The organism is Lutibacter sp. B1, from assembly GCF_012524075.1.
Lineage (GTDB): Bacteria > Bacteroidota > Bacteroidia > Flavobacteriales > Flavobacteriaceae > Lutibacter.
Window position 1 is genome coordinate 15458 of record NZ_JAAZUI010000012.1, and the last position, 16281, is coordinate 31738.

The window sequence follows — 16281 nt, forward strand, 5'->3', positions numbered from 1 at the left end:
ATTTTAATTTTATTTTAGTGTCAAATTTTAACAAAGCAATATACAATATTTCACTTTTTTACAACCAATTTAAAGGTATGTTTTTATAATTTTTATCAACAATTACGCACTTCAATAACACCCTTATAACACTCTGGTTTTCAGTGTTTTTTACATTCAAAAATTACCTGTTTTAATAAAATTCAGAAAAGTGATTTCGTTTTTATATAAAAAAAAGAAAAAAATCAGTTAATTTTACAATATAAACATATAAGAATGGACGAAAATTTTTCACCAAAAGTTAAAGATGTAATTGCTTACAGCAAGGAGGAAGCCCTACGCTTAGGGCATGATTTTATTGGTACAGAACACCTAATGTTAGGTATGTTAAGAAAGGGAGATGGAAAAGCTATTGAAATATTAAATTCTTTAGATATTAACTTAGATCACTTACGTAAAAAAATTGAAGGTTTAAGTCCTATCAACCCTACTATTGAAACCACTACTGAGAAGAAAAGCTTACACTTAACAAGACAAGCCGAAAAAGCGCTAAAAACCACTTTTTTAGAAGCTAAATTATACCAAAGTGAATCCGTAAATACTGCTCATTTATTGTTATGTATTTTACGAAATGAAAATGATCCTACTACAAAATTATTACACAATTTTGATGTTACTTATGAAGATGTTAAAACTATATTTAAACAACTTTATTTTGACGAAGAAATAAATTTACCAAGAGCTGAAGATACTTCTGATGACGATTTTGATTCTCCAAAATCGAATCCGTTTGAACAACCTAAAGGTGGTAAAGTTGCACCTAAAAAATCCAGAACTCCTGTTTTGGACAATTTTGGACGTGATTTAACCCGTTTGGCAGAAGAAGGAAAATTAGACCCTGTTGTTGGTAGAAAAAAGGAGATAGAACGCGTATCACAAATTTTAAGTCGCAGAAAAAAAAACAACCCAATGTTAATTGGAGAACCGGGTGTTGGTAAATCTGCTATAGCTGAAGGTTTGGCATTACGTATTATTCAACGTAAAGTTTCTCGAATTTTATTTAATAAACGTATCGTTTCATTAGATTTGGCAAGTTTGGTTGCTGGTACAAAATATCGCGGACAGTTTGAAGAACGTATGAAAGCCCTTATGAATGAGTTAGAAAAAAATGATGAAATAATTTTATTTATTGATGAAATCCACACTATTGTTGGTGCCGGTGGAGCTACAGGTTCTTTAGATGCTTCAAACATGTTAAAACCAGCTTTGGCTCGTGGAGAAATTCAATGTATTGGTGCCACTACTTTAGATGAGTTCCGTACAAATATTGAAAAGGATGGAGCCCTTGAACGCAGATTTCAAAAAGTGATTGTTGAACCAACTTCTGTTGAAGAAACAATTCAAATTCTGCACAATATAAAAGATAAATATGAAGATCATCATAATGTTGATTTTACTGACCAAGCAATTGAAGCTTGTGTAAAATTAACTAATAGATATATGACGGATCGATTTTTACCGGACAAAGCTATTGATGCTATGGATGAATCTGGTTCTCGTATACATATCACAAATATAATTGTTCCAAAAGAAGTACTTCAACTTGAAGCTGAATTAGAAAAAATAAGAGAAGATAAAACTGCTGCTGTAAACGGCCAGAAATATGAAGAAGCAGCTCGTTTACGAGACGATGAAAAACGTGTTGAAACTTTGTTGCAAACTGAACAACAAAAATGGGAAGAAGCTTCAAAATTACACAGAGAAATTGTTACCGAAGATAATGTTGCCGAAGTTGTTTCTATGATGACCGGTATACCTGTAAATAGAGTTGCTGAAGCCGAAAGCCATAGATTACACGATTTACCAAATCTTATAAAAGGTAAAGTTATAGGCCAAGATGAAGCTGTATCTAAAGTTGTAAAAGCCATCCAACGTAACAGAGTTGGACTTAAAGACCCTAACAAACCTATTGGTTCTTTTATCTTTTTAGGTCAAACCGGTGTTGGTAAAACTCAACTTGCAAAAATACTGGCAACTGAATTGTTTGACAGTGAAGATGCTTTAGTTAGAATTGATATGAGCGAATACATGGAAAAATTCGCTATTTCTAGACTTATTGGAGCTCCTCCAGGTTATGTTGGTTACGAAGAAGGCGGACAACTTACTGAAAAAATAAGAAGAAAACCTTATGCTGTTGTTCTTTTAGATGAAATTGAAAAAGCACATCCCGATGTTTTTAATATGTTATTACAAATTTTGGATGACGGACATATAACTGACAGCCTTGGAAGAAAAATTGATTTTAGAAATACAATTATTATTATGACATCTAACATTGGTTCTCGTCAATTAAAAGATTTTGGAACAGGTGTTGGATTTGGCACTGCAGCAAAAACTGCTCAAGCTGATGATAATGCCAAAAAAGTTATTGAAAATGCTCTTAAAAAATCTTTTGCACCTGAATTTTTAAATAGAATTGATGATGTAATTGTATTTAATGCTTTAGAACGAGAAGATATTCATTCAATAATTGACATAGAGTTAAACAAACTTATCAAACGTATAGAAGATTTAGGTTACAATTTAACTTTAACTGATAACGCTAAAGACTATATTGCCGATAAAGGTTTTGATAAACAATATGGGGCACGACCTTTAAAACGTGCTATTCAGAAATATATTGAAGATGCCTTGGCTGAAGAAATTGTTAACTCTAAACTTAGTGAGGGAGATTCTATTTTTATGGATTTAGATGAAGATAGTAACGAGCTTACAATTAAAATAAGTAAAGGAAAAGATAAGGTTGAGTAATTCTCAACCTTTTTTTTGAAAAAAATTAGCTATTTTTAAAGAAGATATTTAACAATTCTATAATTATGAGATCTTCAACAAAAATTTGGTTAGGTATATTTACTTTTTTACCTTTTATTTTATTTATAGTTTTCTTTATTTTCTTTTTTATTTTCTTTTTAGAGAATATAATCGAACTGGAAAATCATCAAAATGAATTTCCTATAGAGTTCATACAATCACTATTTGGAATTATTACGTTAATAATTATTGCCGGTTTAACAAGTTTAGGGATTAAAATCTACTATATTGTTCACACTATCAACAATCCTGAAAACGAAACCAATAAAAAAATAATGTGGACTTTAATTTTAGTTTTTGCAGGAATTATAGGTTCTGTTGTGTATTATTTCATAGAAATTTTACCTCTAAAACCAAAATTAACTGAGAGTAATCCTTTAACAAAACCCATTCCGTAACCTAAAAACTGAATAACGGTTGTAATTAAACTTAAAAAAGCAACTGCTAATGACCTGCTCTTTATTAATGAGTCAATAAAAAGCACCAAAAAATAGATTAAAAAAGCTATAGCAAACAACTGAAAATCAAAAATTAGAAGTATTAACGATATAGCCAACATCAGTATAAAAAAAGTTGGAAACCAATAGGTTATTTTTGCTGTTTTAGGATATTTTTTATTTAATAGAGGTCTTGCTTTACCAAATGAAAAAATTTGTTTAAAAAACTGTTTTAAAGTGGTTCTGCGTTTATGGTAAACATATGCTTTTTCAATAAACTGAGTTTCAAAATTATGTGCCCATAATCTAAAAGTTAAATCAATATCTTCACCTATTTTCATTGAGCTAAAACCCTTGGTGATTTCAAAAGCATTTTTGGACATACCAAAATTAAAACTTCGAGGCTGAAATTTATCAACCGCCTTTTTATTCCCTCTAATTCCTCCTGTAGTAAAAAAGGAAGTCATACTATAATTAATAGCTTTTTGAATTTTTGTAAAAGATTCATCTGCTGCATCAGCTCCACCAAAAGCATCGGTAAAATTTTGTGATAATGCCTTATCAACTTCAGTTAAATATTGGGGCGGAATTATACAGTCGGAATCAAAAACGATATAATAATTACCGGAAGATCTTTCCATTCCAAAATTTCTACTTGCCCCTGCACCACTATTTTCTTTAAAAAAATATTTTAAATTTAATTTATCAGAATATTTTAAAACTATTTCATCAGCCTTTAAAGTTGACCCATCTTCAACAATAATAACTTCAAAACTATCGGTATATGTTTGCTTAGTTAAACTTAATAACAGTTCATCAATTTCTTGAGGGCGATTATAAACAGGAATGATAATAGAAAATTGGAACTCCACTCATAGATTTTTAATAAATTCAAAGTTAAGTTAATTTGGGTAAATATGACAAACCAATCTTAAAAGAAAAGACCTACTTAAATATAAGCAGATCTTATTTATATTTATTGATAATTTAAAGTTGTTCTTCTAAAACTTTTTCTTCTTCAAGTTTATATAACTCCAGATTTTCAATTTCAAAATTATTGATATAATCATACATTTCATTATTCTCAGAACTAACTAAATTAACATATAATTTAGCTGATTTACTAAACTTCTCATCACGCTGAGCATTTAGTACCAATAAATATCCCATAATGATATTACCTGCCATTTCTACCAACCTTCTTGAATGAAAATCTAATAACTCTTGATTATGAGTTTCTATCACTTTAGTAGAAGTTTCTTCATATTTAGAAGTCATTTCTTGTAGCTTTTCCTTTAAAATTTGATTTTCTTCAGAAACCTCAGCATCATAACTTCTAATTTGTTCTAAGAAAACTGATGTTGTTACACCTTTAATAGCTGCAACCGCCTGTAATTGTGTAGTGCCTTCATAAATAGAAGTAATTCTAGCATCTCTATAAATCCGTTCTATAGGAAAATCTTGCATAAAACCTGTTCCTCCATGAATTTGCAATGAGTCATAGGCTATTTTATTACAAGCTTCACTTGCTGTAAGTTTAATTAATGGAGTAAATACATTTGATAATTTCATATAATGTTTCATTTCCATTCTTTCCTCTTTCTCTAAAGGTCTATCATTCATAACATCTTCATACACTTTAGAAATATCTACAAATCTTGTAGTTTCATACAATAATGAACGTAGAGCATCTATGCGAATTTTCATATTGGTAATCATCTCATAAACAGCAGGGAATTTCACAATTACTTTACCAAATTGAGCTCTTTCTTCAGCATATTTTAAAGCTTCTCGATAAGCAGCATCAGCAATACCTACTGATTGAGCACCAACACCCAAACGAGCAGAATTCATTAAAGCCATTACATATTTAATTAATCCGAATCTTTCCTTCCCAACCAATTCTGCTGGAGCGTCTTTAAAAACTAACTCACAAGTTGGTGAGCCTTTTATTCCTAATTTCTTTTCTAAGTGTCTTACCTCTACCGCATGGTCATTGCGATCATAAATAAACATTGATAGTCCTCTCGCATCAGTAGTACCTTCTTCTGATCTTGCCAAAACTAATGAAATATCTGCATCTCCATTGGTTATAAATCTTTTTACTCCATTTAGTTTCCAAGTATTCTCCTTTTCATCGAATGTGGCTTTTAGTTTTACAGATTGTAAATCAGATCCTGCATCAGGTTCTGTTAAAACCATAGCTGCAGTTGCTCCATCTCTATTAAAACGTGGTAAATATTTTTCTTTTTGCTCTTCTGATCCAAATTCATAAATTGTTTCAGCACAATCTTGCAATCCCCAAATATTAGCAAATCCGGCATCAGCTCTTGCCACCATTTCTGCCGCCATTACATAAGGAAGTAGTGGAAAATTAAGTCCATCATATTTTCTTGGCAAAGACATCCCAATTAAACCTGCATCGTACAAAGCTTTATAATCGGCAGTAGTTCCTTTTGCATATACAACTTCATTATTTTCTATATGAGGACCTTCAACATCAACAGACTCTGCATTACTTGAAATGGTATTGGCACAAATATCTCCTACAATTTCTAATATTTTTTCATAGGTATCGATAGCATCTTCATGATTTAAAGGAGCATAATCATACATTTCTGATTCCGTAAAATTTCGTTCTTTTAATTTTACAATCTTTTTAACGATTGGATGCTCTAAATGAAATTTAAAATCGGGCGTATCTGTAAAAAAATTATCCATTTTGTATATTTTTATATTTTCAAAGAACTATCTAAAACCAAAAATTTTCGTCAACCTGAATTTATTTCAGGTTCTCATTAAAATTGGTAAAAATATCGTGAGATTCTGAAACAAGTTCAGAATGACGTCTCTTAATTATTTTAGAGTTTCTCTTTAATTATAGTTATTATTTTATTTTGCGTTCTTTTTATAATACTTTATCATTTTAGGAACTACTTCTCCTAAATCTCCTTCAATAACATAATCTGCTAATTTATTAATTGGTGCATCAGGATCATTATTAATAGAAATTATCATAGATGCATCTTGCATACCTGCTGTATGTTGTATTGCACCGGAAATTCCTGCAGCGATATACAATTTTGGTCTAACCGTAGTTCCTGTTTGTCCAATTTGACGATTATGATCTATAAAGCCTGCATCAACAGCAGCTCTGGAACCCCCTACTTCTCCACCTAACAAATCAGCTAAATCTTTTAAATGCTGAAAATTTTCTTTAGAACCAACTCCATAACCACCTGCAACAATAATTGGTGCTTCTTTAAGATTTACATCTGATTCTTCTATATGTCGTTCAATAATTTTTACAATAAAATCTTCATCTTTTACTATTGAATTTACATCAATATTTATAATTTCTGTTGAGTAATCTGCATCAAAAATTTCTTTTTTCATAACACCTTCTCTAACTGTAGCCATTTGCGGATGCATATCCCAATTGATAATATTAGCCATAATACTTCCTCCAAAAGCTGGCCTTATTGCATACAACAAATCTTTATACTCTTTCTTTTCTTTTTTAACGAAATGATCTCCAATATCTAGAATTGTGCAATCTGCCGTAAGTCCACAATTTAATACAGAAGCTATTCTTGGTGCTAAATCTCTACCGACGGATGTTGCTCCAAACAATACAATTTGAGGATTTTGCTTTTTTAAAATTTCTGTTGCTAAAGCAGCGTGTGGTAATGTTCTATAAGGTTCTAAACGCTCATCGTCTGCAACATATAACTTATCTACACCATAAGGTGCTATTTGTTTTGAAATATCTTTTAATTTTGATCCAAATACCATTGCTTCTAACGGACATCCTAACTTTTGGGCTAATCTTTTTCCTGCTGATAATAACTCTTGACTTATTTCTGCTACTTTTTTATTTTCTACTTCGCAGTATACAAATACACTTTTCATTTTTAACTATTTTAAAGTTATAGCACTCTTAACCAATCGTATGATGCTCAATTAGTTCTTTAATCATATTCTCTATATCAACATCTGAATCACTTAATATTTTAGCTTCACTTGATGTTAATACAACACTTTCTACACTTTTTACTTTGGTAGGAGAACCCGATAAACCTATTTTATCCATATCAGCATTAATATCTTCTACACTCCATTCAGGAATAGTTAAATGAGGTCTTTTTTGATGCAACGAAATTAACATCTCATCTGCTGATCTAAGTTCTGTTTCTGTTCTTGCATATTTATATTTCATCACTTTTTTTGCATGTCTTGATCTGCAATCCGGAGAAGAACCATGAACCGTCATTAAACAAGGAAAAGTTGAAGAAACAGTTTCAACTCCTTTTTCTAAACGTCTTTTTGCTATAATCTCCTTATCTCTAATTTCTAAAATTTCTTCTACGTAGGTTACTTGCGGTATTTTTAATTTATCAGCACATTGCGGACCAACTTGCGCAGTATCTCCATCAATGGCTTGTCTACCACCAAGAATAAGATCGAAAGGAGCTAATTTATTTATACCTTTTACAAGTGTGTAGCTTGTTGCTAATGTATCAGCTCCACCAAACCGTTTGTCAGAAATCATAATTCCATTATCGGCTCCCCGGTAATAACCTTCTCTAATAATATCTGCTGCGCGTTTTGGTCCCATTGTTAATACAATAACTTCTGAGCCTGCTACTCTATCTTTAATATTTAATGCAAGTTCTAACGCATGTAAATCATCCGGATTGAAAATTGTTGAAAGTTTACCTCTGTTAACTGTACCATCAGGTTTCATGGCATCAGGACCTACATTTCTTGTATCTGGCACTTGTTTTGCCAGTACTATAATTTTAAGTGGTCTCATAGAATAATATTACTTGTATATATTTAATTCTATCAAAATTAAAATATTTAATTCTGGAAAAACGTGATAATACTCATACTTCTAAAATTTAATTTTATATAGTGTAGGTAACCTAAATTCAATTTTATAAGCGCACAAAAAAAGCGAGAATTTTAAAAATTCTCGCTTTTTTTTAATTTATAAAGTACTTAAATCTACTTTTTTGTACTCTTTTTTGGTTCTTCAACTCCTAATTCTTCAGAAATTTCTTTTTTCATAAATTCATCCATTATAGCTGTGCTAACTCCCATATTAGAAAATCCTCCATCATGAAATAAGTTTTGAAGTGTTACTTTTTTAGTAAGATCTGAAAATAAACTTATTGTATAATCTGCACATTCTAAAGCAGAAGCATTCCCTAATGGAGACATCTTATCCGCAAAGGCTAAAAAACCATCAAAACCTTTTACACCACTTCCGGCAGTAGTTACAGTTGGTGATTGTGAAATTGTATTTACTCTTACTTTTTTATCACGCCCAAAGAAATACCCAAAACTACGAGCAACAGATTCTAAATACGCTTTGTTATCAGCCATATCATTATAATCCGGAAATACTCTTTGAGCTGCCATATACGTTAAAGCTACAATACTTCCCCATTCACTCATAGCATCTTTTTTATATAACATACTCATCAATCTATGAAAAGATAGCGCAGATACATCCCAACCTGTTTTTGTAAAATTATAATCTTGATTTGTATAATGATTTCCTCTACGAACATTTACTGACATACCAATTGAATGTAATACAAAATCAATTTTACCTCCTAAAATTTCCATTGATTTATCTATTAAATCCTCAAGATCCATCATTGACGTTGCATCTGCAGGAATTACTATAGATCCGGTTTTTTCAGCCAATTCAGAAATAGTTCCAAGTCTTAAAGCAACTGGAGCATTTGTTAAAACAAATTTCGCTCCTTCTTCATGAGCTCTTTCTGCAACTTTCCATGCTATAGATTTTGAATCTAAGGCTCCAAATATAATTCCTCTTTTACCTTTAAGTAAGTTATACATAATCGTATTTTATTTAGTTTTTAGTTTTAATTGGTCGCAAATATAGTAATTTCTTAATTTAACAGTTGTTTTGCGTGCTCAATTGCTGTCTCGGTAATATCTTTTCCACTTAACATTTCTGCAATTTCATTAACACGCTCATTATCCGTTAAATATTTTAATTTTGTAACTATGTTATTATCAATATCTTCTTTATACACTTTATAATGTTGCACTCCTTTTGCAGCAATTTGAGGTAAATGCGTAATTGTTATTACCTGCATATTCTCGCTCATTTGTTGCATAATCTCAGCCATTTTTTGAGAAACATCACCAGATACACCACTATCAATTTCATCAAAAATAATAGTTGGTAAGTTTAAATATTCTGATAAAATTGCTTTTACAGCCAACATTATTCTAGACATTTCTCCGCCAGAGGCTATCTTTTTTAATTCGCCAAAATTTGTTCCCTTATTTGCTGATATTAATAATTGCAATTCATCCTTCCCATTAGAAAAATAGTTATGTGTATGATTTAAATTGAATTTAAATCGGGTATTTTCCATTCCTAAATTTATAAGAATATCTTCCAGTTTTTTTATCAATACAGGAATCGCTTTTTTACGTTCATCAAAAATTATTTTGGCTAATTTATCAATTTTTACGGCAACCTTTTTTACTTCATTTTCTTTTGCTGAAATTATGGCTGAAGAATTTTCTACAGCATCAACTTTTATTGAAAGTTCTTCTTGAACAGCTAATAATTCTGAAATAAACGAAACAGAATGTTTTTTTTGTAAATTATAAATTAACTGCAATCTATCATTTAACTTTTCTAATTCAACCGGATCAAAACTTACATTTTCATTTAAGTTCTCAACTTCATTGGCAATGTCTTCAAACTCTATTTTTAAACTAACAATTCTATCACTTAACTCTTTATATTCGTTTGAATAAGCTGCAATTTTATGCAAATTACCCGAAAAAGAATGCAATAATGCTTGTAAACCAATTTCATCATTAAAAGCTAAGGCCTGAGCTTCTGCTAAATTGAGTTTAATTTCTTCAATATTATTTAGTTTATCTAAAGATTGCTCAATTTCTTCCTGTTCATCAACTTGTAAATTTGCAGTTTCTAACTCTTTAAACAAATGCAAATTATACTCGTATTGCTCTTGCTCTTTTTCCTGATTTATTTTAAGATTTCTTAATTCTTTTGATAATTTATTGAATAATTGCAATCCTCTTTGATACGATTCAATTTTTGCAGAATTATTAGCGAGTGCATCAATAATTTTAAACTGAAAATTAACATCAGATAACTGTAATGTTTGATGTTGCGAATGCACATCAATTAATTTTTCACTCAAATCCTGTAAAACCTGAATTGTTGTAGGTGTATCGTTTATAAATGCTCGTGATTTTCCGCTTGGTAAAATTTCACGTCGAATAATAGTGTCTTTTTCAAAATCAATATCATTTTCATTAAAAAACGACTCTAACTTATAATTTGAAATTTGGAATTGCGCTTCAATTATACATTTTTTGTCGTTATATTTTAATGAAGTAGAATCTGCTCTTTTCCCTAAAACCAAACCTAAAGCACCCAATAAAATAGATTTACCGGCGCCTGTTTCTCCTGTAATAATAGATAAATTATCTTTAAAATTGACTGATAAACTTTCTATTAATGCAAAGTTTTTTATGGAAAGATTTGTAAGCATTCTTGTTATTTAATGTTAAGAATTTACTTTATTTCATTCCACTTAGAAGCGTTTATTGGTGAAATTTTTAATAAGTCTTCTTTTAGGGTGAATGTTTCATATCTTGGGCCGTCAGAAAAAATATCAACAATTTCATCAGCTTTAGAATCCATAAATACACGTAATAAAAATGCATTAGGACGCGTATTATAAATTGCTTTTAAGGTTTCTATTGACTTCGCAATGTTTTGCTTAGCTACTTTTTTATCATTACTCATAGCATCAAGTCCTTTAATATGATAACTGTAAATTGTGTTTCTAAACAAACTATACGTTGGAGACAAAACATTGTCAATTAAAGTAAATCTTGTGTTTGTACCATCATTTTGGTTCCATCCTACATAACCACTTTGTTGTGCTTGTACAACTATATTTTGCGCTCTTGTAAAAAATGGGCTTCCACCATTTAATACAAAAGTATCAGCATCCATACCTAAAATGGTATAAACATAAAATGATACTACAGACACTAAATTAGATTCAAAAGAGTTTTGATTGAATTGTAACGGTTCAAACTCTATATATTGAAAAGAAAAATTATCATCTTTAAAATTAAAAACCGGAGTTAAATAAGTTGAATTATAAACCGGACGCGATGATTGAATTTGAATATGACCTTTGTAATCATTCCCATTTTGTTCTAAAATGGTTAGTGTTAAATTACAATGTATACGTTCTTGAGGTTTGTAATTGTAATTTGTCCAATGTTTTTGATTTACAAATTCGTTTAACGAATTTTGCAGCGTAGTAAATATTTGTTTATTAGACCCCGGAATTTTATCGGCATTTACTGTAATTGTACAATTTAACTCCTGTGCATTTAACTGAACAGCCACAAAAAAGACGAGTACTATTTGAACTATTTTACGCATAAATTTTATTCAAAATTTCATTAAATATATCGGTAGCCACTTCAGCCTTAGATTTCAGACCAAATTCCGAAATTTTTTCGACTTTATCAATTATAGCAACTTTATTTGTGTCTTCTTTAAAACCAGCACCTTTGTCTTGAAGTGAATTCAATACAATTAAATCTAAATTCTTATTTTTTAATTTTGTAAGAGCATTTTTAATTTCGTTATCAGTTTCTAAAGCAAAGCCAACCAAAAACTGTTTTTCTTTAATTTTACCTAGTGACGCCAAAATATCTTGTGTTTTAACTAACTCTATTGTAAACGTATCTTCCGATTTCTTTATTTTATTTTGAGCTGTATATTTTGGCTTATAATCAGAAACTGCGGCAGAAAGAATTGCCACATCAACTTTCGAATATATTTTATGTACTTCGCTATACATTTCATCGGCGCTTACTACATCAATTCGATGAATTAATGAGTGAGAGATTTTCTCGTTTGAAGGACCTGTTATCAAGTAAACCTCTGCTCCTAAATTAGCTGCTGCTTTAGCGAGTTCAAATCCCATTTTACCGGAAGAATGATTTCCAATAAAACGTACAGGATCTATAGCTTCATAAGTTGGCCCGGCTGTAATTAAAACTTTTTTATTCAATAATGGCAAACTGTTTAAAATATCATTTTCAATAAAAGAAATGATATTTTCAGGTTCTTCCATACGTCCTTCACCCACTAAACCACTTGCAAGTTCACCACTTGAAGGTGGTATAAAAACATTGCCAAAACTTTGCAATTTTTGAATACTTTGCTTAGTTGCAGGGTGCTGATACATATCTAAATCCATTGCAGGTGCAAAATACACTTTACACTTTGCTGATAAATATGTGGCTAACAATAAATTATCGCAAACACCATTTGCCATTTTTGAAAGTGTGTTTGCTGTAGCCGGAGCAACAACCATATAGTTGGCCCATAAACCTAAATCTACATGGCTATTCCACTCTTCATTTTCTTCATCTCCTTTGTCAAAAAAAGTAGAATATACCGGATTTTTAGATAATGTTGATAATGTAAGTGATGTAACAAAGTCTTTTGAAGCAGGTGTCATTACTACTTTTACCTGCGCACCTGCTTTAACAAAAAGTCGTACCAAATGTGCCGTTTTATAAGCAGCAATACCGGCTGTAACACCTAAGAGTATATTTTTACCGCTTAAAACAGACATTTATTTTTGTGGTTCTTCAGGGTTTCTGTGATAAATTTTACCTTCCAACCATTCTTCAACAGCAATTGCAGTAGGCTTTGGTAATTTTTCATAGAATTTAGAAACTTCTATTTGTTCTTTATTTTCAAAAACCTCATCTAAACTATCAGTATAAGTAGCAAATTCTTCTAATTTTTCAATTAGTTCATTTTTTAAATCACCGTTAATTTGTTGAGCTCTTTTAGCTATTATTGTTATAGCTTCATAAATGTTGTTTGTTGGGGCTTCAATCTTATTTTTGTCATAAGTTATAGTAGTTGTAGCCGCATTTGAGTTTTTATAATCCATCAGTTTCAGTTTTTAATGCTAGTAAAGAGTTTAATTCTTTTTCTAAGTTTTCTTTTAATTCTTCAGTTTCTTTCAAATATTCAGAATCAGGAAAATTTCTTTTAAATCTTTCGTGAAATTTTATTGCTTCTTTTAGTCTTTCTTCCTTTTTAATAATAATACTGTTTATACCTAATTTATACGAAGCTAAAAACTTGTAATATAATGCATCTTCTTTAAAAGATGTACCTAAATAATCAGACATTAAATTATCAAATGCAACAATTGCAGCAATATAATCTTCAGTATGATAATATTGCTTTGCTATTTCAAAAGATTTTTTTTCTAATTTATATGTTAATTCTTTTATAAACTTATTTGCTTCAGGAATTTTATCTGAGCTTGGGTATTTATAAATAAAATTTTGTAATGCTGTAAGTGCTTCTTTAGTATCCTTTTGATCTAAACTATATACAGGAGAAGCTAAATAATAACTATGAGCTGATAAAAATGCTGCTTCTTCAATTTTTGAACTTTTAGGATAGTTTTTTACAAACTTATCAAAATAATATGCCGATAAGCTATATTGTTTTGTATTGTAATGAGATTGCGCTACCATATATTGAATACGCTCCATTTGAGGTTTTCCTCTATAACTTGGCGTAATTTTTTCGAACAATTGAATGGCTTTATTAAACTTTTGCTCTTCGTATAATTTAGTAGCAAATTGATACTGTTTTTCAACAGTACCTTTATTTAATACCTTTTGATATTCACTACAAGAAGAAAAACCTGTAGCAATCAATAAAATGAAAATATAAATTTTAATTTTTCGCATTTTGCAAAATTAGTTATTTATTATGGATTATTAAAATGATTTTTTTATCATAAACAATCCACAAAAATAACTAGCTGATTACAATAAAGTTTACCTTACAATCTTAATTGTTTGTTAATTATTACGCTGTAGGTGGAGCAACCGAACTATCAACTTGAAGATTTTTTATATCATTATCAAATAAATACAATCCTCCTTTATCGTCGCCAATTAAATTTATTTTATCTAAAATAGTTCTTGCTTGCGCTTCTTCTTCAATTTGCTCTGCTACATACCATTGTAAAAAGTTGTGTGTAGCATAATCTTTTTCTTCTAAAGCAATATGAACAAGTTCATTTATTGATTGAGATACAAACACCTCATGTTTAAATAGCGTTTCAAACATTTCTTTGATAGATCCAAACTCTATAGCCGGCGCACTAAGCTCTGAAACTATGGCATGCCCTCCTCTTTCATTTATGTATTTGAAAAATTTCAACATATGCATTCTTTCTTCGTCTGATTGATTATACATAAATTGAGAAACACCTTCTAAACCTTTAACTTCTGACCAAGATGCCATTGCTAAATATATTTGAGAAGATTCGGCCTCTATTTTTATTTGCTTATTTAAAGCTGATTGCATTTTTTCCGATAACATAATTGTAGTAGATTTTTATGGTTAATAATTATAATAACTCGAAGTAAAATTACTAATAAATATCAATATACTTATTTATTTTTTGCTGTAATAAATCTGAAGCCTTTACCAAAGGCAAACGCACATTTAAAGAACAAATATTTATTTTACTTAATAATGCTTTAATTCCTGCCGGATTTCCTTCTTCAAAAATATAATCAATACTATCCATTACTTTATAATGTAGTTTGTATGCTTCATTTACATTTCCGCTTAAACCTTGCTGTATCATTTCAGAAAAATCTTTTGGCAACCCTTGACCTATTACTGAAATTACACCTGCACCACCTGCTAAAACCATTGGTAAAGCAATCATATCATCTCCTGAAATTACCATGAAATCTTTTGGCTTGTGTTGAATTAAACGCATCGCTTGCACAATATCACCTGCGGCTTCTTTAACTGCAACTATATTTTTAAAGTCGTTTGCCAATCTAATTACAGTAGTTGCTTCAATATTCTTACCTGTTCTTCCCGGAACATTGTAAATAATAATTGGCTTCGAACTTGCTTCAGCTATTGCTTTAAAATGTTGGTAAATTCCTTCTTGTGAAGGTTTATTATAATATGGAGAAACAGATAATATTGCCGTAAAAGCCGATAAATCTGTAGTTTGTACTTCATTTACAACGGCAGCAGTATTATTACCTCCAATACCTAGAACTAAAGGTAATCTCCCATTGTTTACTTTTATTATTGTATTTTTTACTTGTTCTTTTTCTTCTGCTGTTAAAGTTGCCGGCTCACCGGTAGTTCCTAAAACAACTAAGTAATTTATACCATTTTCTATTTGAAAGTTCACTAAACGTTCTAAACCTTCAAAATCTACTGATTTATCTTCGTTAAAAGGTGTTACCAATGCTACTCCAGTCCCTAACAATTCTTTCATTTGTTTAAAATTATATTGTTTTTAATTGTAAAATGTAACCTTTGGAGGTTTCATTATATTTTACCTAAAATCTTTAAATATTTTTTTAATTCTTTATTAAACAAACTTATATCTATTGAATTACAGCTTATTAATAAATCGTACAAACGATTATCTAAATGCGAAAATCCAACTTTAAAAGCTGCTTTATACTGCAATAATAATGTGTTGGTATATATATTATCAACTTTACTATAATTAATTAACAAATCGCATGTATTTGTTAAAATATTTTTCAGTTTTTCTGATTTTACTTTGCCGTACCAACCAAAATCTTTAGGTGTTATTATTTCTTCAGTTACTTGATCTTTACTAATCGATTTACTAAAAACAACTATTCTTAAATCATTTTCTGAAACCTGAAACAACGCTAACAACTCTCTTTTAATTTGATCTTTTTCAGAACCATCATCATCTAAAAAAATAAGTATTTTTTTTACTTTTTCTGAACTGATATTATTTGAATTGTTTTGTACCTCAACCACCCTTTTGTTAAAAAAAATTTGATTGCTTTTTCGTTTAAATCCTGTAAAAATCATCTATAT

General features: G+C 30.0%; 15 protein-coding genes. 2 read left to right on the forward strand and 13 right to left on the reverse strand.

Translation table 11 applies throughout. From position 1 onward, the window contains the following. Positions 1-255 precede the first annotated feature (255 nt). Both HGB55_RS08365 and HGB55_RS08370 read left to right on the forward strand, forming a co-directional pair. Entirely contained in the window at positions 256-2790 is a 2535-nt protein-coding gene (locus HGB55_RS08365) for an ATP-dependent Clp protease ATP-binding subunit (protein ID WP_168816442.1), read from the forward strand. A 65-nt stretch (positions 2791-2855) separates the two neighbouring features. Further along, a complete protein-coding gene (locus HGB55_RS08370; protein WP_168816443.1) occupies positions 2856-3248 on the forward strand; it encodes a PLDc N-terminal domain-containing protein in 393 nt (130 codons plus the stop codon). Here HGB55_RS08370 and HGB55_RS08375 read toward each other — a convergent pair. The 13 genes from HGB55_RS08375 to HGB55_RS08435 all read right to left on the reverse strand — a co-directional run bounded on the left by HGB55_RS08375 (position 3176) and on the right by HGB55_RS08435 (position 16275). Beyond that, positions 3176-4159 carry a glycosyltransferase gene (locus HGB55_RS08375; RefSeq protein WP_168816444.1) on the reverse strand — a complete coding sequence of 328 codons (984 nt, stop codon included), beginning with the start codon at positions 4157-4159 and terminating at the stop codon, positions 3176-3178. The genes HGB55_RS08370 and HGB55_RS08375 overlap by 73 nt on opposite strands. A gap of 115 nt (positions 4160-4274) precedes the next feature. Continuing rightward, on the reverse strand, positions 4275-6008 hold the full coding sequence (locus tag HGB55_RS08380) for an acyl-CoA dehydrogenase family protein (RefSeq protein WP_168816445.1): 1734 nt from the start codon (positions 6006-6008) through the stop codon (positions 4275-4277). A 171-nt stretch (positions 6009-6179) separates the two neighbouring features. Beyond that, complete coding sequence (locus HGB55_RS08385; protein WP_168816446.1) at positions 6180-7199, reverse strand: electron transfer flavoprotein subunit alpha/FixB family protein; 1020 nt, start codon at positions 7197-7199, stop codon at positions 6180-6182. A 28-nt stretch (positions 7200-7227) separates the two neighbouring features. Next, positions 7228-8103 (reverse strand): electron transfer flavoprotein subunit beta/FixA family protein, encoded by an 876-nt coding sequence (locus HGB55_RS08390; protein ID WP_168816447.1) that lies wholly within the window; start codon positions 8101-8103, stop codon positions 7228-7230. 194 nt (positions 8104-8297) lie between these two features. Further along, entirely contained in the window at positions 8298-9161 is an 864-nt protein-coding gene (locus HGB55_RS08395) for an enoyl-ACP reductase (RefSeq protein ID WP_168816448.1), read from the reverse strand. Between the two features lie 53 nt (positions 9162-9214). Beyond that, the gene (gene recN / locus HGB55_RS08400; RefSeq protein WP_168816449.1) at positions 9215-10867 is read right to left on the reverse strand and encodes a DNA repair protein RecN; all 1653 of its coding nucleotides are present in this window, start codon (positions 10865-10867) and stop codon (positions 9215-9217) included. Between the two features lie 23 nt (positions 10868-10890). After that, positions 10891-11778 carry a DUF4835 family protein gene (locus HGB55_RS08405; RefSeq protein WP_168816450.1) on the reverse strand — a complete coding sequence of 296 codons (888 nt, stop codon included), beginning with the start codon at positions 11776-11778 and terminating at the stop codon, positions 10891-10893. Next, positions 11771-12985, reverse strand: coding sequence for a bifunctional phosphopantothenoylcysteine decarboxylase/phosphopantothenate--cysteine ligase CoaBC (gene coaBC, locus HGB55_RS08410; protein ID WP_168816451.1), 1215 nt, complete (start codon positions 12983-12985; stop codon positions 11771-11773). Before coaBC ends, HGB55_RS08405 begins: the two co-directional genes overlap by 8 nt. Beyond that, complete coding sequence (locus HGB55_RS08415) at positions 12986-13312, reverse strand: DNA-directed RNA polymerase subunit omega (protein WP_168816452.1); 327 nt, start codon at positions 13310-13312, stop codon at positions 12986-12988. Next, the gene (locus tag HGB55_RS08420) at positions 13302-14129 is read right to left on the reverse strand and encodes an outer membrane protein assembly factor BamD (RefSeq protein WP_168816453.1); all 828 of its coding nucleotides are present in this window, start codon (positions 14127-14129) and stop codon (positions 13302-13304) included. The genes HGB55_RS08415 and HGB55_RS08420 overlap by 11 nt, the downstream gene beginning before the upstream one ends. 121 nt (positions 14130-14250) lie before the next feature. Next, positions 14251-14769 (reverse strand): ferritin, encoded by a 519-nt coding sequence (locus tag HGB55_RS08425; RefSeq protein WP_168816454.1) that lies wholly within the window; start codon positions 14767-14769, stop codon positions 14251-14253. Between the two features lie 52 nt (positions 14770-14821). Beyond that, positions 14822-15697, reverse strand: a complete 876-nt coding sequence (gene dapA / locus HGB55_RS08430) for a 4-hydroxy-tetrahydrodipicolinate synthase (RefSeq protein WP_168816455.1) — start codon at positions 15695-15697, stop codon at positions 14822-14824. Between the two features lie 53 nt (positions 15698-15750). Beyond that, positions 15751-16275 (reverse strand): hypothetical protein, encoded by a 525-nt coding sequence (locus tag HGB55_RS08435; protein WP_168816456.1) that lies wholly within the window; start codon positions 16273-16275, stop codon positions 15751-15753. Positions 16276-16281: the final 6 nt, after the last annotated feature.

Coding starts and splice junctions, on each gene's coding strand:
- recN (WP_168816449.1), bottom strand. CDS start 10,867: ATGCTTACAAATCTTTCCATAAAAAACTTTGCATTAATAGAAAGTTTA.
- HGB55_RS08415 (WP_168816452.1), bottom strand. CDS start 13,312: ATGGATTATAAAAACTCAAATGCGGCTACAACTACTATAACTTATGAC.
- HGB55_RS08405 (WP_168816450.1), bottom strand. CDS start 11,778: ATGCGTAAAATAGTTCAAATAGTACTCGTCTTTTTTGTGGCTGTTCAG.
- HGB55_RS08365 (WP_168816442.1), top strand. CDS start 256: ATGGACGAAAATTTTTCACCAAAAGTTAAAGATGTAATTGCTTACAGC.
- HGB55_RS08420 (WP_168816453.1), bottom strand. CDS start 14,129: ATGCGAAAAATTAAAATTTATATTTTCATTTTATTGATTGCTACAGGT.
- HGB55_RS08425 (WP_168816454.1), bottom strand. CDS start 14,769: ATGTTATCGGAAAAAATGCAATCAGCTTTAAATAAGCAAATAAAAATA.
- HGB55_RS08370 (WP_168816443.1), top strand. CDS start 2,856: ATGAGATCTTCAACAAAAATTTGGTTAGGTATATTTACTTTTTTACCT.
- HGB55_RS08380 (WP_168816445.1), bottom strand. CDS start 6,008: ATGGATAATTTTTTTACAGATACGCCCGATTTTAAATTTCATTTAGAG.
- HGB55_RS08390 (WP_168816447.1), bottom strand. CDS start 8,103: ATGAGACCACTTAAAATTATAGTACTGGCAAAACAAGTGCCAGATACA.
- HGB55_RS08395 (WP_168816448.1), bottom strand. CDS start 9,161: ATGTATAACTTACTTAAAGGTAAAAGAGGAATTATATTTGGAGCCTTA.
- coaBC (WP_168816451.1), bottom strand. CDS start 12,985: ATGTCTGTTTTAAGCGGTAAAAATATACTCTTAGGTGTTACAGCCGGT.
- HGB55_RS08435 (WP_168816456.1), bottom strand. CDS start 16,275: ATGATTTTTACAGGATTTAAACGAAAAAGCAATCAAATTTTTTTTAAC.
- HGB55_RS08385 (WP_168816446.1), bottom strand. CDS start 7,199: ATGAAAAGTGTATTTGTATACTGCGAAGTAGAAAATAAAAAAGTAGCA.
- dapA (WP_168816455.1), bottom strand. CDS start 15,697: ATGAAAGAATTGTTAGGGACTGGAGTAGCATTGGTAACACCTTTTAAC.